The 21,795-nt window shown below is 44.1% G+C and carries 16 protein-coding genes and 1 tRNA gene; 9 read left to right on the forward strand and 8 right to left on the reverse strand.

The genetic code is table 11. The features are described from left to right. Positions 1 to 26: 26 nt before the first annotated feature. Both NQ546_RS12110 and NQ546_RS12115 read left to right on the forward strand, forming a co-directional pair. Positions 27 to 3,290 carry a UvrD-helicase domain-containing protein gene (locus NQ546_RS12110; protein ID WP_004290852.1) on the forward strand — a complete coding sequence of 1,088 codons (3,264 nt, stop codon included), beginning with the start codon at positions 27 to 29 and terminating at the stop codon, positions 3,288 to 3,290. Then, on the forward strand, positions 3,287 to 6,178 hold the full coding sequence (locus NQ546_RS12115) for a PD-(D/E)XK nuclease family protein (protein WP_004290851.1): 2,892 nt from the start codon (positions 3,287 to 3,289) through the stop codon (positions 6,176 to 6,178). The genes NQ546_RS12110 and NQ546_RS12115 overlap by 4 nt, the downstream gene beginning before the upstream one ends. A 129-nt stretch (positions 6,179 to 6,307) precedes the next feature. Here the strand turns inward: NQ546_RS12115 and NQ546_RS12120 are convergent, their stop codons facing one another. The 5 genes from NQ546_RS12120 to NQ546_RS12140 form a co-directional block, all read right to left on the reverse strand. After that, the gene (locus NQ546_RS12120; RefSeq protein ID WP_004294505.1) at positions 6,308 to 7,435 is read right to left on the reverse strand and encodes a hybrid sensor histidine kinase/response regulator; all 1,128 of its coding nucleotides are present in this window, start codon (positions 7,433 to 7,435) and stop codon (positions 6,308 to 6,310) included. Between the two features lie 41 nt (positions 7,436 to 7,476). Then, positions 7,477 to 8,412, reverse strand: coding sequence for a UDP-glucuronic acid decarboxylase family protein (locus tag NQ546_RS12125; RefSeq protein WP_004290849.1), 936 nt, complete (start codon positions 8,410 to 8,412; stop codon positions 7,477 to 7,479). Between the two features lie 115 nt (positions 8,413 to 8,527). Beyond that, complete coding sequence (locus NQ546_RS12130) at positions 8,528 to 9,055, reverse strand: IbrB-like domain-containing protein (protein ID WP_004290848.1); 528 nt, start codon at positions 9,053 to 9,055, stop codon at positions 8,528 to 8,530. Next, a complete protein-coding gene (locus NQ546_RS12135) occupies positions 9,052 to 10,341 on the reverse strand; it encodes a DUF3440 domain-containing protein (protein ID WP_004290847.1) in 1,290 nt (429 codons plus the stop codon). The genes NQ546_RS12130 and NQ546_RS12135 overlap by 4 nt, the downstream gene beginning before the upstream one ends. 2 nt (positions 10,342 to 10,343) lie before the next feature. After that, a complete protein-coding gene (locus tag NQ546_RS12140; RefSeq protein ID WP_004290846.1) occupies positions 10,344 to 10,739 on the reverse strand; it encodes a hypothetical protein in 396 nt (131 codons plus the stop codon). Positions 10,740 to 11,193: 454 nt separating this feature from the next. Between NQ546_RS12140 and NQ546_RS12145 the strand changes: the two genes are divergently transcribed. The 5 genes from NQ546_RS12145 to NQ546_RS12165 all read left to right on the forward strand — a co-directional run bounded on the left by NQ546_RS12145 (position 11,194) and on the right by NQ546_RS12165 (position 17,169). Further along, positions 11,194 to 12,954 (forward strand): hypothetical protein, encoded by a 1,761-nt coding sequence (locus NQ546_RS12145; protein WP_004290845.1) that lies wholly within the window; start codon positions 11,194 to 11,196, stop codon positions 12,952 to 12,954. 16 nt (positions 12,955 to 12,970) lie between these two features. Continuing rightward, the gene (locus NQ546_RS12150) at positions 12,971 to 14,545 is read left to right on the forward strand and encodes a DUF5723 family protein (protein WP_004290844.1); all 1,575 of its coding nucleotides are present in this window, start codon (positions 12,971 to 12,973) and stop codon (positions 14,543 to 14,545) included. 25 nt (positions 14,546 to 14,570) lie between these two features. Beyond that, complete coding sequence (locus NQ546_RS12155; protein ID WP_004290843.1) at positions 14,571 to 16,007, forward strand: DUF3868 domain-containing protein; 1,437 nt, start codon at positions 14,571 to 14,573, stop codon at positions 16,005 to 16,007. 89 nt (positions 16,008 to 16,096) lie between these two features. Further along, positions 16,097 to 16,648: a chromate transporter gene (locus NQ546_RS12160; RefSeq protein ID WP_004290842.1), complete on the forward strand. Its 552-nt coding sequence runs from the start codon at positions 16,097 to 16,099 to the stop codon at positions 16,646 to 16,648. After that, positions 16,645 to 17,169, forward strand: a complete 525-nt coding sequence (locus NQ546_RS12165; protein ID WP_004290841.1) for a chromate transporter — start codon at positions 16,645 to 16,647, stop codon at positions 17,167 to 17,169. Before NQ546_RS12160 ends, NQ546_RS12165 begins: the two co-directional genes overlap by 4 nt. A gap of 8 nt (positions 17,170 to 17,177) precedes the next feature. Here the strand turns inward: NQ546_RS12165 and NQ546_RS12170 are convergent, their stop codons facing one another. Continuing rightward, the gene (locus tag NQ546_RS12170) at positions 17,178 to 18,392 is read right to left on the reverse strand and encodes a sugar MFS transporter (RefSeq protein WP_004290840.1); all 1,215 of its coding nucleotides are present in this window, start codon (positions 18,390 to 18,392) and stop codon (positions 17,178 to 17,180) included. Between the two features lie 529 nt (positions 18,393 to 18,921). Next, positions 18,922 to 18,995 (reverse strand) — tRNA-Asp (locus tag NQ546_RS12175). Positions 18,996 to 19,159: 164 nt separating this feature from the next. On the opposite strand from NQ546_RS12175, the gene NQ546_RS12180 reads away from it, so the two are divergent. Both NQ546_RS12180 and NQ546_RS12185 read left to right on the forward strand, forming a co-directional pair. After that, positions 19,160 to 20,476: an aminotransferase class I/II-fold pyridoxal phosphate-dependent enzyme gene (locus NQ546_RS12180; RefSeq protein ID WP_004290839.1), complete on the forward strand. Its 1,317-nt coding sequence runs from the start codon at positions 19,160 to 19,162 to the stop codon at positions 20,474 to 20,476. A 140-nt stretch (positions 20,477 to 20,616) separates the two neighbouring features. Then, positions 20,617 to 21,210, forward strand: coding sequence for a YqgE/AlgH family protein (locus tag NQ546_RS12185; protein WP_004290838.1), 594 nt, complete (start codon positions 20,617 to 20,619; stop codon positions 21,208 to 21,210). Between the two features lie 23 nt (positions 21,211 to 21,233). Here NQ546_RS12185 and NQ546_RS12190 read toward each other — a convergent pair whose 3' ends face one another. Continuing rightward, positions 21,234 to 21,788, reverse strand: a complete 555-nt coding sequence (locus tag NQ546_RS12190) for a GNAT family N-acetyltransferase (RefSeq protein WP_004290837.1) — start codon at positions 21,786 to 21,788, stop codon at positions 21,234 to 21,236. Between the last annotated feature and the right edge of the window lie 7 nt (positions 21,789 to 21,795).

Raw genomic sequence — 21,795 nt, forward strand, 5'->3', positions numbered from 1 at the left:
GTCAAACTTCAAAGCTGCATATCCACATGGAACTATTAGTATACAAAGCCTCAGCCGGTTCGGGAAAAACCTTCACGCTGGCTGTGGAATACATCAAACTTCTGATCCTTAACCCCCGCGCCTATCGGCAGATACTTGCCGTAACCTTCACCAATAAAGCTACGGCAGAAATGAAGGAGCGCATTCTGACGCAACTTTATGGCATTTGGAAAGAAGATCCTGCATCAGACGCCTATCTGAAACGCATCAAAGAGGATTTGGCTTCCTCTCCCCTTTCCGACAAAGAACTGCGCCGGCGTGCAGGAATGGCATTGCAATATATGCTGCACGATTACAGCCGTTTCCGCGTGGAGACAATCGACTCCTTTTTCCAGTCCGTCATGCGCAACCTTGCCCGCGAACTGGAACTCAGTCCCAACCTGAATATTGAGTTAAACAATACCGATGTCCTGAGTGATGCCGTCGACAGTATGATTGAAAAGCTCACCCCTTCCTCACCCGTACTGGCATGGCTGCTGGACTATATCAACGAGCGCATTGCCGATGACAAACGCTGGAATGTCTCCAACGAAGTCAAAAGCTTCGGACGGAACATCTTTGATGAAAGTTACATAGAACGTGGCGAAGGACTTCGGCTCAAACTCCGTTCTCCGGAAGCAATAAAACTCTACCGGGATGTATTGCGCGAAATGGAGACCGATGCATTGGAACAGATGAAAGGTTTCTACGACCAGTTTGAAGGCGAGTTGGACGGACATGCCCTCGTACCTGAAGATTTGAAAGGCGGTGCACGCGGCATAGGCAGCTATTTCCGCAAGTTGCGCGACGGACGGCTGTCAGACAAAGATGTCATGAATGTCACGTTGCAAAACAGCCTGGCAGATGCCAAGAACTGGGCTACCAAAACATCTTCGCGCAAGGACGACATTATCCGACTGGCAGAAACCAGCCTAATACCTTTACTCCAAGACGCAGAGCGGCTGCGTCCGCAGAAGAACCGTACGATAAACAGTTGCCGTCTCTCACTGCAACATCTCAACAAGCTGCAACTGCTCAATCACATCGATGAGGAAGTGCGCACATTGAACCGCGAGCACAACCGATTCCTGCTATCCGACACCAGCGCTTTACTGCATAAGTTAGTACACGAAGGCGATTCCTCTTTCGTATTTGAAAAAATAGGCGCCAATATCCGCAACGTAATGATAGATGAGTTTCAGGATACAAGCCGCATGCAGTGGGACAACTTCCGGCTACTGTTGCTCGAAGGACTTTCGCAAGGAGCAGACAGCCTTATTGTGGGTGATGTGAAACAATCCATTTACCGCTGGCGAAACGGCGACTGGGGAATATTGAACAGTCTGGGAAGCACCCGGTCTGAATCCCAACTCCCGTTCCCTTTCCCGGTACGCGTGAAAACTCTGAAGATCAACCGCCGAAGCGAAACAAATGTCATCAATTTCAACAACCGCCTGTTTACCGCCGCGGTAGACCATCTGAACACACTATACTTGGAGGAACTGAAAGAAGAATGCTTTCCCCTGAAAGAAGCCTACGCCGATGTTGCTCAGGAATCTCCTAAAACAGACAACAAGGGTTATGTCAAAGTCTCCTTCATAGAGCCTGATGAAGAACAGAGCTACGCCGAAAAAACCTTATCGGCTCTGGGTGAAGAAGTACAAAGGCTGCTTTCAGCAGGTGTGAAGCTGAACGATATCACCATCCTTGTGCGTAAGAACAAGAACATACCGTCTATTGCCGACTACTTCGACAAGGAGTTACATCTTCCTATTGTGTCGGACGAAGCGTTCCGTCTGGATGCCTCCCTTGCCATCTGCATGCTGATAGACGCCTTACGCTACCTGTCCAATCCGGAAGAAAAGATAGCAAGAGCTTCGTTAATAGCAAATTACAAACTGCAGACCAGCTATGAGCGAGGAACGGAAACCGGAAGGACGGGAGGAAATCCTGCGGACTGGCACCAACTGCTGACTGCCGATGTGGCGACAGTGCTCCCAGCAGAATTTATCTCCCGCATGGATGAATTACGCCTGATGCCCTTGTACGAGCTGTTGGAAGAACTGTTCACGCTGTTCAACATGGGCAGCATTGGGAAACAGGACGCCTATCTGTTTGCATTCTTCGATGCTGTGACGGAATATCTGCAAAGCAACTCTTCCGACCTCGACGGCTTCATCCGCTATTGGGATGAAACCCTCTGCTCCAAGACAATCCCCAGCGGAGAGATGGACGGCATACGCATCTTCTCCATCCATAAGTCCAAAGGGCTGGAGTTCCATACGGTCCTCATCCCCTTCTGCGACTGGAAACTGGAGAACGAAACATACAACCAGTTAGTGTGGTGTACCGCCCCCGAATCACCTTACAATTCAATAGACCTTGTTCCTGTCAACTACTCTTTCACAATGGCGGAATCCGTTTACCGGCAGGACTACCTCGACGAGAGGCTGCAACTATGGGTGGACAACCTGAACCTGCTTTATGTGGCATTTACCCGCGCCGGGAAGAACCTGATCTTATGGAGCAAGAAGGACCAAAAAGGCACAATGGCAGAACTTCTTTCCGCTGCCCTGCCGCGAGTTGCCCAAGCGGGAGAAGGCAGTTGGAACGAAGATGAGAAGATCTATGAAAGCGGAACGACATGCCCGTCGGAGGAAAAGTCTCCTCACTCTGCAGGAAATACGGAAAGCAAAGTCGTGAATAAGCTCGCACAAAAACCGGTGAAACTTCCGGTACACATGGAGAGCATGCGACACGACATTGAATTCCGCCAGTCCAACCGTTCCGCCGACTTCATTGCCGGAGTGGACGAAGCCGAGTCCAGCCAGCGTTTCATCAACCGGGGGCGCTTGCTGCATACGCTTTTCTCCGCCATCGAAACAGAAGAGGATATTGATGATGCCATCAACCGTCTGGTATTCGAAGGTGTTATCGGGCGTACCGAAACAGAGGAAGAAATACGGGAGTTGACCCATAGGGCTTTCTCGCAACCGCAAATCAAAGACTGGTATTCCGGGACCTGGCAACTATTCAACGAGTGCGACATTATCTGGCAGGAAAACGGAGAACTCCGTAACCGGCGCCCGGACCGCGTAATGATGCGCAACGGTACAATCGTAGTTGTCGACTTCAAGTTCGGTAAGCCCAGCAAGAAATATAACAAGCAGGTACAAGGGTACATAGAATTACTCGTCCGCATGGGGTATGATGCAAATGCCATCAGCGGGTATCTGTGGTATGTAGAAGAAGAAATAATAGAGAAAGTATGAAAACATTCCTCCAAACAGTAGCCCAAGACCTTTATTCCAAGATAGGAAGCGACCTGTCACGTACAGCAATCGTATTCCCCAACAAACGCGCCAGCTTGTTTTTCAACGAATACCTGGCAGCAGAGAGCGACCGTCCGTTGTGGTCACCCGCTTACGTTAACATCAGCGAACTGTTCCGCCAGCTTTCGCCGCTGAAATCGGGCGACCCGATTCGTCTGGTATGCGAACTATACAAAGTGTTTTGTGAAGAAACACACAGCGAGGAACCTTTGGATGATTTCTATTTCTGGGGTGAATTGCTCATCAGCGATTTCGATGACGTAGACAAGAACCTTGTCGATGCAAACAGGCTTTTCTGCAACTTACAAGACCTGAAGAACATCATGGACAACTACGACTTCCTCGACAAAGAACAAGAAGAAGCCATACAGCAGTTCTTCCAAAACTTCTCCATCGACAAACGCACGCAACTCAAGGAGAAATTCATCTCCCTCTGGGATAAGCTGGGCGACATTTACAGACACTACCGAAAGAATCTCTCCGAACTGGGCATCGCCTATGAAGGCATGATGTATCGCCATGTCATAGAAGGGCTTGACACCGGACTACTGCGTTATGACCGCTATGTGTTCGTCGGCTTCAACGTGCTGAACAAAGTGGAAACCCGCTTCTTCCAACTCCTGCAAGACGCCGGCAAGGCTATGTTCTACTGGGACTACGACATATTCTATACCCGCCTGCCCCATGAGCAGCAACCGCCATACGTCCACGAAGCGGGCGAATTCATACTGCGCAATTTAAAGTTGTTTCCCAACCAGTTGCCCGAAACAGCTTTCGATGCCTTGAGACATCCCAAGAAAGTCCGGTTCATATCCGCCCCGACGGAAAACGCACAAGCCCGCTACCTGCCTGAATGGGTGCGCACTGTTATGAAAAACGATGCCGAAACGAGCAAGGAGAAAGAAAATGCCATTGTATTATGCAATGAAACACTGTTGCTGCCCGTACTTCATTCCATTCCCCCGGAAGTGGAAAACGTCAATATAACCATGGGATTCCCATTGGCGCAGACACCCGTATATAGTTATATCAGCGCGCTTATGGAACTGCAAACCACCGGTTACCGTCGGGATACGGGACGCTACACCTACGAAGCGGTACTTGCCATATTAAAGCATCCATATACCCGGCAACTATCCGCTGCCGCCGATGATCTGGAACACCAACTCACCAAAGACAACCGCTTCTACCCCCTCCCGTCGGAACTAAAAAAAGATGCTTTTCTTGAACGTGTATTCACTCCGCAAAACGGTATCGCGTCCATCTGCCGTTATCTCACCGAACTGCTGCGCGAAGTAGCCGTTGTCTACCGTCAGGAAAAAGATGAGAATGACATCTTCAACCAGCTTTACCGGGAATCCCTGTTCAAAAGCTACACCCTCGTCAACCGTTTGCTCAATCTGATAGAAAGTGATGGGCTGACCCTGCAGACAGATACGCTGAAACGCCTGATGAACCGCCTGCTCACCTCGACCAACATCCCGTTTCATGGCGAGCCTGCCATCGGCATGCAAGTCATGGGAGTATTGGAAACGCGTAATCTTGACTTTCGCAACCTGATTATGTTGTCCCTCAACGAAGGCCAGCTTCCTAAAAACGGCGGTGACTCATCTTTCATCCCCTACAACCTGCGCAAAGCATTCGGAATGACTACCATTGAGCACAAGAACTCGGTATATGCCTATTACTTCTACCGGCTCATACAACGGGCAGAAAATATCACCTTATTATATAATACGGCATCCGACGGACTGAACCGGGGGGAAATGTCACGTTTCATGCTTCAGTTCCTTGTGGAATCTCCACACGACATCTCACGCGAGTATCTGGAAGCAGGACAATCTCCCCAGCACAGTCTTGCAATAGAAATACATAAAACAAATGAGGTACTTCAGCGGATGTACAACGCATACGACATCCGGCAACATCCTAACGCGCTCTTTTCACCCTCGGCACTCAACACCTATCTGGATTGCCGTCTAAAGTTTTATTACCGCTACGTTGCCGGTCTGAAAGCTCCCGATGAAGTGAGTGCCGAGATAGACTCCGCCCTGTTCGGAACAATTTTCCACCGTTCTGCCGAATTGGTATATCAAGACCTTACAACCAATGGAAAAGAAATACGCAAGGAAGATCTGGAACAGCTGTTGCGCAATGACGTGAAGTTGCAAACATACGTAGACAATGCATTCAAAGAGGAACTCTTTCATGTACAAGCCAACGAACAGCCCGAATATAACGGGACGCAGCTTATTCACTCCAAAGTCATTGCATCCTATTTGCGGCAACTGCTGCGCAATGACCTGCACTATGCTCCTTTTCATATGGAAGCTATGGAGCAGAAAGTTACGGAAACAGTAGAGATAGAGACTCCTTTGGGAATACTTCCTCTGAATATTGGCGGCACGATAGACCGTATGGATAGCAAAGACGATACGCTGCGTATTGTAGACTATAAGACAGGAGGCACTCCCAGAACTCCAGAAAACATAGAGCAGCTGTTTGTCCCCGCCGATAACCGTCCGAACTACATCTTCCAGACCTTCCTGTATGCTGCCATTATGTGCCGCAAACAAACATTGAAAGTAGCTCCGTCGCTACTATATATTCATCGTGCAGCATCCGAGAACTACTCGCCCGTTATCGAAATGGGCGCACCGCGCCAGCCTAAAATACCGGTCAGCAACTTTGCATTTTATGAAGATGAGTTTCGTGAAAGGCTATCAGCCCTTCTAAAGGAAATATACAATCCGGAAGAGACTTTCAGCCAAACGGAAGATAACGGGAAGTGTGAATACTGCGACTTCAGAAGCCTATGCAAAAAATAAAGGCAGGCATGGATTACACGAAAGCTACACAGCAGCAGATGCTCCTTGAAAGAGCCTATATGTAATCCATGCCTGAAATATTATCATCGCGCACAACTCAATATGCGCAATCACCCCAATGGAGACTGATTACTTCTTCAACGGAACAGAGAAATAGAATGTGGACCCTTCTCCTTTCTTAGATGTGAACCACAGCTTGCCGCCATTCTTCACAACAAAGTCCTGGCATAACAGCAATCCCAATCCTGAACCTTCTTCATTGTTCGTCCCGAATGTACTGAAATGCGTATCTGTGTGCAGTAATTTCTTTTGCCCCTCTTCATCGATACCGCAACCGTTATCCTTTACACTGATTACCGCCATATCTCCCTGTTCTTCCATTTTCACCACCACTTCGGAATTCTCGTTGCTGAACTTAATGGCATTACTCAGCAGATTACGGATAACGGTTTTCAACATATCAATATCGGCACTGACAGGCAGTTTCTCCGTTTTTTCCTCACGAATGGTAATCTTCTTCAAGCCGGCTACTATGTTGAACACATCAATCACGCTGTCCACCACTTCCACGACATCGATATCCTGATAAACAACATTCAAATTACCGATTTGGCTCTTCGTCCACTTCAACAAGTTATCCAGTAATGAGAATACGTCTTCCGTTGTCTGATTAGCCATTGTCAGCAGTTCGTACATTTCACTGCCGATCTTTTCGACAGGAAGATTAAGAATCATCATATTCAGCACCATCTTGATCGATCCCATCGGGGAACGCAGATCATGTGCTATGACCGAATATAGCTTATCACGCCCGGCAATGGTGTGCTGAAGTTCTTCTGTCTTATTCAATATGATGCGTTTGGCCGCCACCAACGAAATCTGGTGAGTTACACGAATAATCAATTCTTCCTTGTTGAAAGGTTTGGATATAAAATCATTGGCTCCTACCTGGAAACCTTTCACAATATCCGTTGTACTGTTCAGTGCAGTTAAAAAGATGATTGGAATATCTGCCGTATCGGGATTGGACTTGAGACGTTGTGCAACTTCAAACCCACTTAAATCCGGCATCATTACATCCAGCAGAACCAAGTCCGGATGCTCCTTATCCACCTGTTCCAAAGCCTGCTGCCCATTGTTGGCCGTAGCAATCGCAAACTTCTCATTTGTTAAGAGTACCTTCAACAACAATACGTTGGACATCACATCGTCTACGATGAGAATCTTGTACTCAGAAGGATTTATTTCCATGTTCATCTTTGTATTATATTTTTTCCCGTTATCAAGATCGTGTTTATTCAAGAACGATACTTACTGAAATATTCAATTATGCGACACAGCCCTTCTTCCAATTCAATAGTAGGCTGCCACTTCAGTTTGCTTTTTGCCAACGTAATATCCGGCTGACGCTGTTTAGGGTCATCATGCGGCAATGGTTTAAATATCAATTTCGATTTGGAACCTGTCAGCTTAATAACTTTTTCCGCCAACTCAAGAATGGAGAATTCATGCGGATTGCCCAAATTAACCGGACCGATAAATTCATCTTCCGTATCCATCATACGCACCATTCCTTCTATCAAATCGTCCACATACTGAAAGCTACGGGTTTGGGTGCCCGAACCGTATATCGTTATGTCCTCGTCCTGCAATGCCTGAACCACAAAATTAGAAACAACACGTCCGTCATCGGGCAACATACGAGGACCGTATGTATTGAATATACGTATAATCTTAATGCGTATCCCGTTCTGGCGGTGATAATCCATAAATAATGTTTCGGCACAACGCTTGCCCTCGTCATAACAAGAACGAATTCCGATCGGGTTCACATTTCCCCAATAGCTTTCCACTTGAGGATGCACAACGGGATCACCATAGATTTCGCTGGTTGACGCCTGCATGATTTTTGCATTTGTCCTCTTTGCCAGCCCCAACATATTGATAGCTCCCAACACCGAGGTCTTAATAGTCTTTATGGCATCGTGCTGATAGTGCACCGGAGACGCAGGACAGGCCAGATTGTAAATTTCATCAACCTCTGCCTCATAAGGAAATTCCACATCATGATGTACAAATTCAAAGCGGGAATTCCCTTTCAGATGAGCTATATTCTTCTCCGAACCGGTAAAGAGGTTATCCAAGCATATCACTTTGTGTCCGTCTCTAATCAAGCGGGTACACAAATGAGAACCTATAAAACCGGCCCCACCACTAACCAAGACTTTTTTCATACAGCACTATTTTCTACGTCCAAAGACCATGTAACCTGTTTGTTCTGTTTATGTGCTGACAAATGTAGGAGATTTGGTTAAAATATGCAAGTTTGTGAAAGAATTATTTTGAATGTTAAGGAATATATTCCGGCTTATTATCAGGAATACTGAAATCTTTATTGGCAAACAAATCTGCCAAACCTGAAATCTGTTTCAGTCGAAGCAATTCATCGCGGTCCATTCCTATATTTTTCATTATCCACTGGTCGGACATGCCGGCATGATCCAATTCTGCAACAATGTTACACATCAGTTCGATGTTGTGTGTTCCTCGCGCACGATTATGACGGATGGTGGATGCCATGCGGTTGGACAATTCCTTATCAATCACAACCACAGGCAACAGACCATTCTCACGCTGATAGATCCTCTTGGAAGTTTTCAAAACCTGATAACGGTGATACCCGTCGACCAAAATATAACTATCTTTCTCTTCGTCATAATAACAGACACAAGGCATTGTAAAACCATCCTCCCAGATAGACAGTTCCAATAATTTCATTTCGGGCGGCGCCACTACATTGGGGTTATAATCATTGGCTTGTATTTTTTCTACCGGAACCGCTTTTACACCATATACCGGGCTCTTATCTACACTCATAGCATCATATTTTTGAATTGTTCCATTATTTTGTCTCGCTTGTATATCTCTTCTTTCGTCAGAGCAAATCCCATATACTTACATGCGTGGTCATTCTTTAGGATGCAAATGCACATGCGTTTGTATGTGGGTATTTCCCGAAATTCCGCAATATCGATATCATCCAGATAGTCCATGCGGACGGGTTTCTTATTTGTCTTGTAGTTGGTATGGTTCACCACTTCGAAAGAAACACCCGCATCCTGCAATTTCTTGATAGTACCCTCCGAAAGGCATCCTCCTTTGGTACGCCAAAACTCAATGCTGACAGTCAGCTTCTTTAAGTAGTTACGCCGGGTCTCTTCGGGCAGGGTGGAAAGCAGAAACTGCATAAAGCTTTTCCACGTATACCCCTCAGGTATCCGCACGCTCTGCCACCCCATGGCATGAGTTCCGCCATAGATTCCCGTAAAGTTCACTCCATTGACACGTCCTATCATCTTTCCCCAAGTATTAGGGTCTATCACCTTATATAAAGCCAGACTTTCCTGCGCTTCGCAAAGAAACGGACTGGCCACACGCTGGCGCTCTATGTTGACACCTGCCTTATAATACAAATCGTATAAATGATTGTAGTCGAAGCCGAACTTTCCATTGGCAGTCCATATGTCCGTTGTCTTCCAATCATAGATAGGATACGCATTGTATATGTCATTGCCGATTTTGGAAGTCCACCTGTAATTATGATACATCTGGTATTTCCGGTTCAGATGAATGCTGCGCCAGCGGTTGAAGCTCTCCTGTGTACGAATTCCTATAAGAAAGCAGGTGCGTACCGCATCTTTCCGCAAATGCAGCCATTTGGCAAAGTGCATCTGATATTCGTAATCCCACATATTCTCCGTATAAAAAGGAAAAGCTTCTTTGGTATAGGAATTGGCAGGCATCTGGCGCACCCAAAGCTCTTTCATGCTTTCATCCCATGGACGCCAATAGCTTTGATACATAGAGGTGCAGGTGGTGACCTTGAAAGGTACACATACGCGATATACTTCCAGAATATCCTTATTAGCCTCCAATATACGGTCTACATAGTCTATGGTCACAGTATATTGTATCTCATAATCCATGTGAAATACACATAATTTTTGTTTGAGGTTATTACGCCGGATATAGTCTATACACAGGTTCAGTAATACACCGCTGTCCTTCCCTCCGGAAAAAGACACGCATATTGTATCGAACTCTCTAAAAATCAATTCTAAACGTTCCTGTGCAAGTTCGTATACATTTTTAGGTGTGGCCATAATTATCTATCTTTTTTCATTTTCACATAACGAGTCCAGATTTTTTCCTCAGAAAAACCCAAATCCTTAAAAAGAGAACTGTGTTCCATAAAAGTCACTGAAGTTAATTCCTTACTTGTGTTTGTTTCTGAAATGACTTTCTCTAATAACAATTTCAGCGTGTCTTCATTATTACTTTCTATATAATAGTTGTTGATGACATACTCCTTCTTCTTCTCCTCTACCGGTATAAAACCTATGACTTTCTTTTTGTCTACCGCCACAAACCAAACAAAATCTTCTGATGTACGAAATGGATAGTTATAATTCTGCTTCAATATTTCAGGATTCATCACCAATGGCGCAACAAGCTCATACAGCCGCTTATCTGTTCCCTGTAATTGTATAATTTGTACCATTCTGCATTACCGGTTTAATATTATAATTTGAAATGTTCAAAGATAATTATTAAACTTTATGATATAATCACTTTTTAAGCAGTTTTAAGAATAAAGATTTAAAATGTAGCGATATATTACCTTCTCATGCAGACTAACAACGTACTGATAAACAAAATTATAACCATAGGGCTATTCAGTATACGACTGAAACAGCTTCAATATGCAATCCAATAAACATCTATATAAAGTATAAACAATTTTCAATACCCAGCCTTTACGCCAAAACCGGACGAATAATTTTATTTTTGTCAGCTATTGCATCTTTTTAACGATTTACCACCTACTAATTAAAGAATATTCATATCTTTGCGCAGCTTTTAAAAAGTATTCCAAAATTCTTTTAAGCTATTCTATTTTTCCATATATTTAATATAAGCAAACAACAATAAATCGATTATAAAACAGTAAAATTATGATGCTAAACACTAAAAGAAGACCGTTCATAGCTACGGCTCTATTATTAACATCGTTAGGGGTAACCACATCGTGCATCGATAACAGTTATGACCTAAACAAAGACATTGACATGACAGTCAACGTAGGTGGCGAACATTTGGCAATTCCCGTAGGATATACGGAGCAAATAACACTGGACAAAATCATCGAACTTGATGAGGGAGATGATTTGCAACTCGTGAATGGAGAATATCATCTGCTGAAATCGGATAAAATAGATGAGACAAATACATCAGTAAAAATGGTGACAGTTAATGCATCTTCGAATCCTATAAATTCGATTAAAGTAATCAATGATCGGACATATCCCCAACCAGAAGATGTTACGGTTGAGGATATAGAATCTGAAGGTTCTGTAAACACCGAGGCGCATGGAATTGATGAAGCTGTAATAGAAATCGGTTCTTTAACTGCTAATACACCTGCAAAATTAACTCTCAGTTTTGAGATTAATAAAACCAGTTCCATATCGTATAGTGATGTCACTATTGATAAAATGACAATTACATTCCCCGACTTCATAAAATTTGAGGAAGGACAAAGTGGACTGAATGGTCAGGTTCTTACTATCAGTAATAAAACCCTTTCTAGTTCAACTTATACAATAGATCTGTATATTTCCAAATACGTATTTGGAGAGAAATATGGCGACGGAAACAAAGTTAAAGAAGAGAATGGTGACCGGATTATTAAAATCGAAAATCAAAAGATAACGGTAAAAACTGATGTAACTGTACATCAAGCCCAGGGTACCGGTTCTTTAAGTATCACTCCTACAGCTATCCTCGCAGCAATGACAGTAAGTGAAGTAAATGGCACCATTAAACCTGATATGGATGTGAAACCTACGGAAGTTGAATTAACCAATTTACCCGACTTCTTACAAGACGAGGAGGTAAAACTGGACATCACCAATCCTGTTTTCTCATTCAAGGCTAATAATCCTCTGAATGAAGAAATAGAGATGGACGGTATCATGACCGGATATAAGAACGGAAAAGTAACCAAAACCGTAAAGATAGGAAGCGGTAATGGTGGAGTCCCTATCAAGTTAAAACCCAGTGGAAACAAGCAACAAACAATTTCAATAGTACGCAATGAAAAAACTGTTGTCGAAACAGGGGCAACTAAAGTTATCGTACCAAATCTGAATGACATTATTGAAACAATTCCCGACCGTATAAGCGTTGAGTTAAAACCGGCTGTAAAAACAGACGACTATTATACCGTCAATTTGGGACAAGACTATGTATTGAACAGTGAATACAACATAGACATTCCTCTAAGTTTTGGCAGCGGACTGAAGATTGTATATGAAGAGACTATCGACGATTTCGACCTCGACCTTGAAGATGTGGACATAAAGAAAGCAATAATCAGCATTACTGCCGACAACACCATTCCTTTAAAGATGGAGATCAAGAATGAGAATGTAAGCGCACTGGACGTAAACGGTAACAAAATAACAGATATTAATGTAACCGTAGAAGGTACTATAACTGAAAGTAAAGATGGAAAAAGCATAGCAACAAGCCAACTAAACATCAATTTAGTGTCAACCAAAGAAGGCGCAATCAGCAAGCTGGACGGACTCTTCTTTAAAGTGACAGCCGTACCGGGACAAGCTACCGATGTTCAGTTATTGAGTTCACAATGGATGCAACTTAAAGACATGAAATTGAAAATCCCCAACGGCATTAAAGTGGACTTGAACTAAGAGAGAAATACATTTCATGCGATATAAACAAAAGATTCAACAATCATATATAATGAAACGAATGAGAACAAATGTTTTAGCGATTATATTGTCCGGAGCAGTAGCTACACTTGCTGTCAGTGACGCAATGGCACAGACACAGAACAGCCGTTCAACCTATTTCCTGGAAGGAAGCACCTACCGTCACGAACTCAATCCCGCCTTTATGGGCGAACGCGGCTATGTCAGCTTCCCCGGTTTGGGAAATCTCACAATCGGCGCACAATCCACCGGTGGTGTAGGCGATTTCATCTTCAAGAAGTCAAACGGTGATCTTACCACTTTTATGAATGAAGAAGTCAGCAGCGCCGAATTCTTAAAAGGATTGCCTAAAAGACTGAAAGTCGGTGTCAACATAGACGAATCAATACTATCCTTAGGCTTTCATGCCTGGGGAGGCTTCAACACATTTGGCATTTCCGTAAAGTCAAATACCAACTTCTTCATGCCCGATGAACTCTTCAAGTTCATGAAAAACGGAGTAGCCAGTGAAACGGGAAGCAGCTACAATGTGAAAAACTTAAATGTCGTATCTACCAACTATGCGGAGATCGCCTTCGGCCATGCGCGCGAAATCAATGAACGCTTGACAGTGGGCGCCAAAGTGAAAGCCCTCGTGGGACTGGCAAAGGCAACCGTACATATTGATGAACTGAACATCCTCGCTTCTCAAGACAAATGGACTATCACCCCCAAGAACGCTGAACTTTATATGTCTGCCAAAGGTCTCATTGTACCCACCAAAGGTGAGACCGGTAATTATCAGGAAGATGATTACATTTTGGATGCCAACGGAGACAGAACTCAGCAACTGAAAGAAGGTACGGACGGACAGATTTCTTATGATGATCTGGATTTTGATACTGACAATCTCGGCCCCACAGGTTTCGGTATGGCCATCGATTTGGGAGCAACGTACAAACTGAATGATGAATGGACATTCTCCGCATCTTTGCTCGACCTCGGTTTTATTTCCTGGAAGAATACAACTAAGGGAACCATGAGTAAAGACTTCACTTTCGACGGTTTTAGTGAAATCTCCGTAAAAGACGATGGAACTAACAGTGAAAACAAGCTGGACAACCAAGTAGACCAACTGGTAGATGACTTGGCAGACTTGGCAAAGTTCGATAAAGCGGGTGAAGGAATGAAGCGTACCACTGCCCTTGCAGCTACCCTTCATCTGGGTGCCCAATACACTCTGCCGGCCTACGACCGCCTGAACTTCGGTTTCCTTTCTACCACCCGCATGCAAGGTAAGCACTCATGGACAGAAGCACGCGTTTCTGCCAATGTAGCTCCCCTCTCATGGTTTGAAGCATCGGTGAACTACGCTTTATCCAACTTCGGCTCTGATGCAGGAATCATGCTGAACTTCCACCCGCGCGGCTTCAACTTCTTCATCGGTGCAGATGTCCCCATGTGCAAATATGAACCGGCCTATTACGCTCCTATCAGTCGCGCAGCCGTCAACGTGAATCTCGGTATCAACTTCACTTTCGGACCTAAGCACAAGCGTAAATACAAAACGGTAGAAACCCAATCACTCTAAATTCATCAACTAAAACAAGAAGAATATGAAAAAAATATATTGTCTGCTGTTTGCCATGCTGCCGTTAGCAGCATTTGCAGGTGAAGTAAAAGTCACCAAACCGGCATTGACTCTGGAGAACGATACGCTGACATTGGACTTCAAGTTCAATATGGAAGCCGTAAAAGTCAACAGTACCCAATCATACGCATTCACCCCGGTACTGTTTGCCGGAAAGAAGTATAAGACCTTGCCTCCTGTTGTCGTAACCGGCAAGAACAAGTTCAAAATGCGCCATAAAGACCGCAAGCTGGCCAAAAAAGGTTATTATGATGCACCCTATACCATAATCAAAGGCAAGTCTGCCGACCGTCAGGACATTGTGAATTACACAGTATGCCTTCCTTATGAAGAATGGATGAATGAGGCAGATATGTGGATATTGCAGGAAGGCAGAAAAGACTGTCTGTTGGATCTTCCGGAGATTCAGGTAATAGAACCTGTGGTTGTGGTAGAAGAAGAACCGTTGCCACAAAAAGGAGCTATTTGCGAGCCTTGCATGAGTATGGTATCTTATCTTACTCCAACGGAAGAACCACTAAAAGTACGTTCGGAACAGAATACCTTATACATAGAATATGCAGTAGGCGGCACAGAATTCAAAGCCGATTTCAAGAATAACTCCGCAGAACTGCAAAAGTTGAAAGAAACTCTTAACCCGCTGACAGAAGGCGATTTAGTTACATTCAAAGCTATCAACATATGCGGATATGCCTCTCCTGACGGCTCTGCCAAAACCAATGACCGCGTAGCAACGAAACGTGCCGATTCATTCGCTCTCTACTTGAGAGGAAGCTACCACTTCCCCGATAGTATATTGAACGTAAGTTCAGCCGGCGAGGATTGGGAAAGTCTCGTTAAAATGCTCGAAGAAAACAAGCCCGCATACGCAGACAAGGCATTGGAAATCATTAACAAGTATACTAACCTCGATGTACGCGAAGCCAGACTGAAAAGCGGACTGGGAGCTGCTTCCTATCGTGCCATGATGAACGAGTATTATCCCCGCCTGCGCCGCCTGTCTATTTCTATAGACTACGAAATACGCGAAGTGCGTAATGCCGAAGCCGCCACGTTGATTCATACCAACCCCAAGATGTTGAATTTGCAGGAAATGTATGGTGTAGCCAAGAACTTCCAACCGGGTACGAAAGAATACAAAGAAGTTTACGAAATAGCCGCTACCAACTACCCCACAGATATCGTAGCAAACATCAATGCAGCCTCAGCCAACATTGTTTATGGTGATTTTGATCGTGCCGGACAATACTTGGAAAGAGTGAAAGACGACCCTCGTGCATGGAACAATTTGGGCGTATTGGCATGGTTGTCAGGCGACACCGAGATTGCCAAGGAATGGTTCACAAAAGCCTTGACCGTAGAACCTGAAAAAGCACAGGAAAACCTGAATAAGATGAAGTAATATACGTCTTTAACATGAGTTGTAAAAGAGTTGTAATATTGGGATTTTTTCCCTATATTGCAACTCTTTTAGTACAGATATAATAAGAAATGAAATACTTGATTTTATTCCTTACATTTGCCAAAATAGGGATGTTTACTATCGGCGGCGGATATGCCATGATTCCTCTTATTGAACGTGAAATTGTAAATAAAAAATGGATGACCAAAAACGACTTTATGGAAATGTTCGCATTGACCCAATCTCTACCGGGAGTATTTGCTGTAAACATATCCATTTTTGTCGGCTACAAACTGCATAAAGTAAAGGGCAGTCTGGTATGTGCCTTAGCTACCATACTTCCCTCCTTTGTCATTATGATGCTGATAGCAATGTTCTTTGCACGCTTTCAGGACAATCAAACAATGATACGCATATTCAACGGAATTCGTCCGGCAGTAGTGGCTTTAATCGTATTCCCCTGCATTTCTGCTGTACGTGCCTTGAAGCTGAAATACTGGCAGTTGGTGCTTCCCGCCATCGCTACATTACTTATATGGCAATGCGGACTGTCACCTGTCTACATCGTCTTGGCAGGAATTGCCGGCGGGCTCATCTACACATTATGGTTAAAAGATAAACTGACAAAATTACAAGCATGATTTATTGGCAACTGATCTTGGTCTATCTAAAAATTGGGATGTTCGGGTTCGGGGGTGGTTACGCCATGCTCTCGCTTATTCAGCATGAAGTAGTAGATCACTATCAATGGCTCACACTCCAGCAATTTACGGATGTCGTAGCTATCTCACAAATGACTCCGGGACCCATCGGCATCAACAGTGCCACTTATGTGGGATACTCCGTCACTCAAAGTGTATGGGGCGCCATTGCTGCTACAATAGCAGTCTGCCTGCCTTCATTTATATTAGTGCTGCTTATTTCCTATTTCTTTGTGAGATGCAAAGACAATAAGTACATCAAAGCTGCCATGTCCGGACTGCTGCCAATGTCCGTTTCATTGATTGCTGCGGCAGCTCTGTTGCTGATGAACAAAGAAAATTTCATAGATTATAGAAGCAGCCTGATTTTCGCAGTCGCTTTCGGAGTAACCTGGAAATGGAACATACACCCCATTCTGCTGATAACATTGTCAGGAATAGCCGGATATATCCTCTATTAATATTTCTTTTATCGTACCTTTCCTGCAACAGACAGCATTTTACGTGCGTAGCACCAAACCACGAAATAGGCAGCCAAAGGTACGATAAATGCCATCACCATTGTTGTACAATCAGCCACAACTCCCATCAGCAAGGGACCTACCACCCCGCCTACCGGAGACATCATCAGGAAAGAAGAAGCACGCTTGGTGTGATTACCCAACCCTCTCAAAGAAAGAGCAAAAATAGTGGGAAACATAATAGCCTCAAAAGCATATCCGCAGAGCAATGCGATCAACGACACCATACCGACATCAAGCAGTACCACCAAAGTCGTTATCACTGTTCCCGTAGCACAAAACAGCAACATCTTCTCCGCGCACACACGCCCCATAATCCAACTACCGGCAAAACGTCCCAACATGAACAATCCCAATCCGCCAAATGAGAGTACCAATGAAGCATCGCGAGCATTCATCCATCCTTGCTCTACTACATAATTGATAAAAAAGCTGTTAATGGAAATCTCCCCGATTTCGTAAGCAAACAAAGCCAATAGACCAAATATAAAAAGCTTGTGCGACCATAGCCCTACCTTATGCCCGTCCTTGTCCACCTCCACACCATGTTCTATTTCGGGCAACTTTATCTTTGAGAAAACCAATGCTACCAGCAGCACCACTATCCCCATACCAACATAAGGCAAGGCAACATTGCCGGCACCACTATTCCCGTCTTCCGAAAACAAAAGCAGCCCTACCAATACAGGAGCGCAAATACAACCTAATCCATTGAAGGATTGTGCAAAATTCAAGCGACTGGCTGCCGTCTCTTTCGCTCCCAGTTCCGTAGCATAAGGATTAGCAGCCGTTTCCAGAAATGTAAGTCCGCAACCTATGACAAAAAGAGCAAACAGAAACATATTGAACGAAAGATAATACTGTCCCGGAATGAACAACAGCGACCCAACGCCGTACAATACCAATCCAAAAACCACTCCCCTGCGATATCCAAAGCGACTTATAAAAAGTCCTGCCGGAATGGCCATTACAAAATATCCCATATACATCATTGCTTGGATAAAGGCCGAATGTGCCTTTGTTATATCCAGCAACTCTTGGAAATGTTTATTCAGCACATCCAGAATAGCATGTGCAAATCCCCACAAGAAAAAGAGAGAAGTAATCAATATAAAGGGAACAAGATATTGTTCCCCCACTAACGGTATTCGTTTCTGTTTCATAATATCTTCATCAGCCAATAAATGCGGCTGCAAAGATATACAATAAAAGCATTTCCATAATGCTATCTAAATTAAATAATTGCCATTTCAGCGTGCAGTTATCACTATTCTTACAACACCAAAGGAAAGACAGAGTATGATATCTTGATTACATTATGCATACATTTTCCCTAAGATTTATATAAAGATAGGAATTAGAATGATTTGAAGAACTTTTAAACTCCCTTTGAGAGCTGCTTAAATGATTCTGGAAAATAAATAAAAATCGCAATTCGTTTTGTGTTAACAGGTGCAAAATGCTCACAAAGTGATTTGGAAAAGCATCACAAAACGTTTTGCGGTTTATAAACACTGACAATCAAAGACAAATGCGTCAATTCGTGGGAGCAAAAACAGCTTTCAAAAAGTCCCACGAATAAGCCACGTGAGAACTACCTAAAACTGCTATTTTTTACCGAAGCGGAGAAAAAGAAAAAGCTCTGAAATCCTTGAATTTCAGAGCTTTGCTTTAATTTGCTATTTACTTTCGCGGTGCGTACGGGACTCGAACCCGTGACCCCATGCGTGACAGGCATGTATTCTAACCAACTGAACTAACGCACCATGATTTCATTTTTCCGTCGCTATCTCTCTCGATTGCGGTTGCAAAGGTAGATGTTTTTTTTAAATCTGCAATAGTATAAAAGAAAAAAAATCATCTTTTTTTTAACATTGGTTGATTATAAGAGATTTATACTACCTTTGCAGAGATAAAAAAAATAGAAATCATGAAAAATACCCCTATTGAACGTAGATTAATCGATGAGACTATCGAAGATTTTCATATTGCAGACTTTGCAAAAGCTACTATCCGCGAAGTAAAAGCCATTGCAGCTAAAGCAGAGGCGGCTTCAGGTGTGGAATTCATAAAGATGGAGATGGGTGTCCCCGGACTCCCGCCCTCGGCCGTAGGCGTAAAGGCGGAGATCGACGCACTGCAGCAAGGAATAGCAAGCCTTTATCCGGACATCAACGGGTTGCCTGCATTGAAAGAAGAAGCATCCCGTTTCATCAAAGCATTCATCAATGTAGATGTGGCGCCGGAAGGCTGTGTGCCCGTAACCGGCTCCATGCAGGGAACTTTTGCCTCATTCCTTACATGCAGCCAGTGTGATGAGAAAAAAGATACAATCCTGTTTATCGACCCCGGTTTCCCCGTACAAAAGCAGCAATTGGTGGTAATGGGACAGAAATATGAAACTTTTGACGTGTATGATTATCGTGGCGACAAACTGAAAGAAAAGTTGGAAAGTTATCTCAAGAAAGGCAATATTTCCGCCATTGTTTACTCCAACCCGAACAATCCGAGCTGGATATGCCTGAAAGAAGAGGAGCTCCGTATTATCGGTGAACTTGCCACTCAATACGACGTAATCGTTTTGGAAGACCTCGCCTATTTTGCTATGGATTTCCGTCAGGATTTAAGCAAGCCGTTCCAAGCACCGTATCAGCCTTCCGTAGCTCATTACACCGACCATTACGTATTACTCATCTCGGGCTCCAAAGCATTCAGCTATGCAGGACAACGCATCGGAGTGAGTTGTATATCTGATAAGCTTTATCACCGGACATATTCAGGGCTGACAAAGCGTTACGGCGGTGGTACATTCGGCACCGTATTCATTCATCGTGTCCTGTACGCTCTTTCTTCCGGAACCAGCCATTCTGCCCAATATGCACTTGCTGCTATGTTGAAAGCGGCCAATGAAGGCAAATATAACTTCCTGAACGAAGTAAAAGTGTACGGAGAACGGGCACGACGGCTGAAAGAGATTTTCCTGCGTCATGGTTTCCATTTGGTATACGACAATGACCTCGGAGAGCCCGTAGCAGACGGGTTTTATTTCACTATCGGCTATCCGGGCATGAGCAGCGGTGAACTTGCCAAGGAGCTGATGTACTACGGAGTGAGTGCCATTTCCCTGGTCACTACCGGAAGCCACCAGCAAGGTTTGCGTGCTTGCACTTCATTCATTCAGGATCATCAATACGCCCAGTTGGACGAGCGTATGGCAGTTTTTGCAGAAAATCATCCGATAAAATAGATATACACCGTCACTGCCGGTACCTTTTCCCAGATAAAGATACCGGCAGTAAAATTCTAAAATCTCCCAAAAGACACTTTTTCTCATAAAAAAGAGAAATATAATTTGCTCTTTTATAGAAAAACACTTAATTTGGGGGCATGTATATCAATACAGACATATTCAAAATAGAAACTAACCATATAGTTCCTACACAAGGAAAGATTCTTATATCCGAACCTTTTTTGTGCGACCATATGTTCGGGCGTTCTGTCATCTTATTAGTGGACCATGCACAGGACGGAACAATGGGACTAATACTGAACAAACCATTACCTCTTTTTCTGAATGATTTACTAAGTGAGATAGACTGCCGGGAAAATATCCCTATCTATAAAGGCGGACCAATCAGCACAGATACCCTTTTCTACCTGCACACGCTGGAAAACATAGCAGACTCATTCCCGGTAGCCAACGGAATCTACCTGAACGGTGATTTTGCCGCTATCAGGCAATTCATGGCAGAAGGAAATTCCATTAAAGGAAAAATACGTTTCTTCCTCGGCTATTCCGGCTGGGAACCCGGACAGTTGAAGCAGGAGATAGAAGAAAACACCTGGCTGGTAGACAATGCGGACTTTTCCTCACTCATGGACGAAAAATCCGAAAAAAATACGTGGAAGAATGCACTTAGCAATCTTGGCGGAAAATATGAAATGTGGTCACGTTTTCCACAAATACCCACTTTTAACTGACGGTAATCAGGCTTTCTCCCCGGCTACTCTTTATCCAACGCACTCTTCTCAGGACGGATACGCTGCATCAAGATGACATCTTTAAACTTTCCACCCACAAACCACCACTCTTTCAGCAGCCCGCAGCGTACAAAGCCCAAAGAACCGAACAGGCGCAGACTCACTTCATTGTCAGCCGCAACGTGGACTATAAGCTGTTTCAGAAACAGAAAGCCGAAAGCATAGTCACACAAAAGCCTCAATGCATCGGAAGCATATCCTTTACCCTGGTATTCCCTGCGCACCGCAATCCCCACCTCACCACGAGAATGCATCGGGGCAAAATCCGTAATATCGATAGTGCCCACTACGGCATTATCTTCACAACGCACAATCATCATGCGCAACTGACGGTCGGCAAACATATCACACTGGGAATTCTCCATGTATTGCTTCAACACATATTTGGAGTATGGTACAGAAAAGTTTGTGACATCCCACGTTTGCGGGTCATTCTCCATAGCATACATTGTCTCCAAGTCCTCCGGCTCCATGGCACGAAGGCGTATGCGTTCACTTACAAAATAAGAAGGTTTCATTCTGAAT

It is taken from the genome of Bacteroides eggerthii (assembly GCF_025146565.1).
Lineage (GTDB): Bacteria > Bacteroidota > Bacteroidia > Bacteroidales > Bacteroidaceae > Bacteroides > Bacteroides eggerthii.

Coding starts and splice junctions, on each gene's coding strand:
- NQ546_RS12110 (WP_004290852.1), top strand. CDS start 27: ATGGAACTATTAGTATACAAAGCCTCAGCCGGTTCGGGAAAAACCTTC.
- NQ546_RS12115 (WP_004290851.1), top strand. CDS start 3,287: ATGAAAACATTCCTCCAAACAGTAGCCCAAGACCTTTATTCCAAGATA.
- NQ546_RS12120 (WP_004294505.1), bottom strand. CDS start 7,435: ATGAACATGGAAATAAATCCTTCTGAGTACAAGATTCTCATCGTAGAC.
- NQ546_RS12125 (WP_004290849.1), bottom strand. CDS start 8,412: ATGAAAAAAGTCTTGGTTAGTGGTGGGGCCGGTTTTATAGGTTCTCAT.
- NQ546_RS12130 (WP_004290848.1), bottom strand. CDS start 9,055: ATGAGTGTAGATAAGAGCCCGGTATATGGTGTAAAAGCGGTTCCGGTA.
- NQ546_RS12135 (WP_004290847.1), bottom strand. CDS start 10,341: ATGGCCACACCTAAAAATGTATACGAACTTGCACAGGAACGTTTAGAA.
- NQ546_RS12140 (WP_004290846.1), bottom strand. CDS start 10,739: ATGGTACAAATTATACAATTACAGGGAACAGATAAGCGGCTGTATGAG.
- NQ546_RS12145 (WP_004290845.1), top strand. CDS start 11,194: ATGATGCTAAACACTAAAAGAAGACCGTTCATAGCTACGGCTCTATTA.
- NQ546_RS12150 (WP_004290844.1), top strand. CDS start 12,971: ATGCGATATAAACAAAAGATTCAACAATCATATATAATGAAACGAATG.
- NQ546_RS12155 (WP_004290843.1), top strand. CDS start 14,571: ATGAAAAAAATATATTGTCTGCTGTTTGCCATGCTGCCGTTAGCAGCA.
- NQ546_RS12160 (WP_004290842.1), top strand. CDS start 16,097: ATGAAATACTTGATTTTATTCCTTACATTTGCCAAAATAGGGATGTTT.
- NQ546_RS12165 (WP_004290841.1), top strand. CDS start 16,645: ATGATTTATTGGCAACTGATCTTGGTCTATCTAAAAATTGGGATGTTC.
- NQ546_RS12170 (WP_004290840.1), bottom strand. CDS start 18,392: ATGAAACAGAAACGAATACCGTTAGTGGGGGAACAATATCTTGTTCCC.
- NQ546_RS12180 (WP_004290839.1), top strand. CDS start 19,160: ATGAAAAATACCCCTATTGAACGTAGATTAATCGATGAGACTATCGAA.
- NQ546_RS12185 (WP_004290838.1), top strand. CDS start 20,617: ATGTATATCAATACAGACATATTCAAAATAGAAACTAACCATATAGTT.
- NQ546_RS12190 (WP_004290837.1), bottom strand. CDS start 21,788: ATGAAACCTTCTTATTTTGTAAGTGAACGCATACGCCTTCGTGCCATG.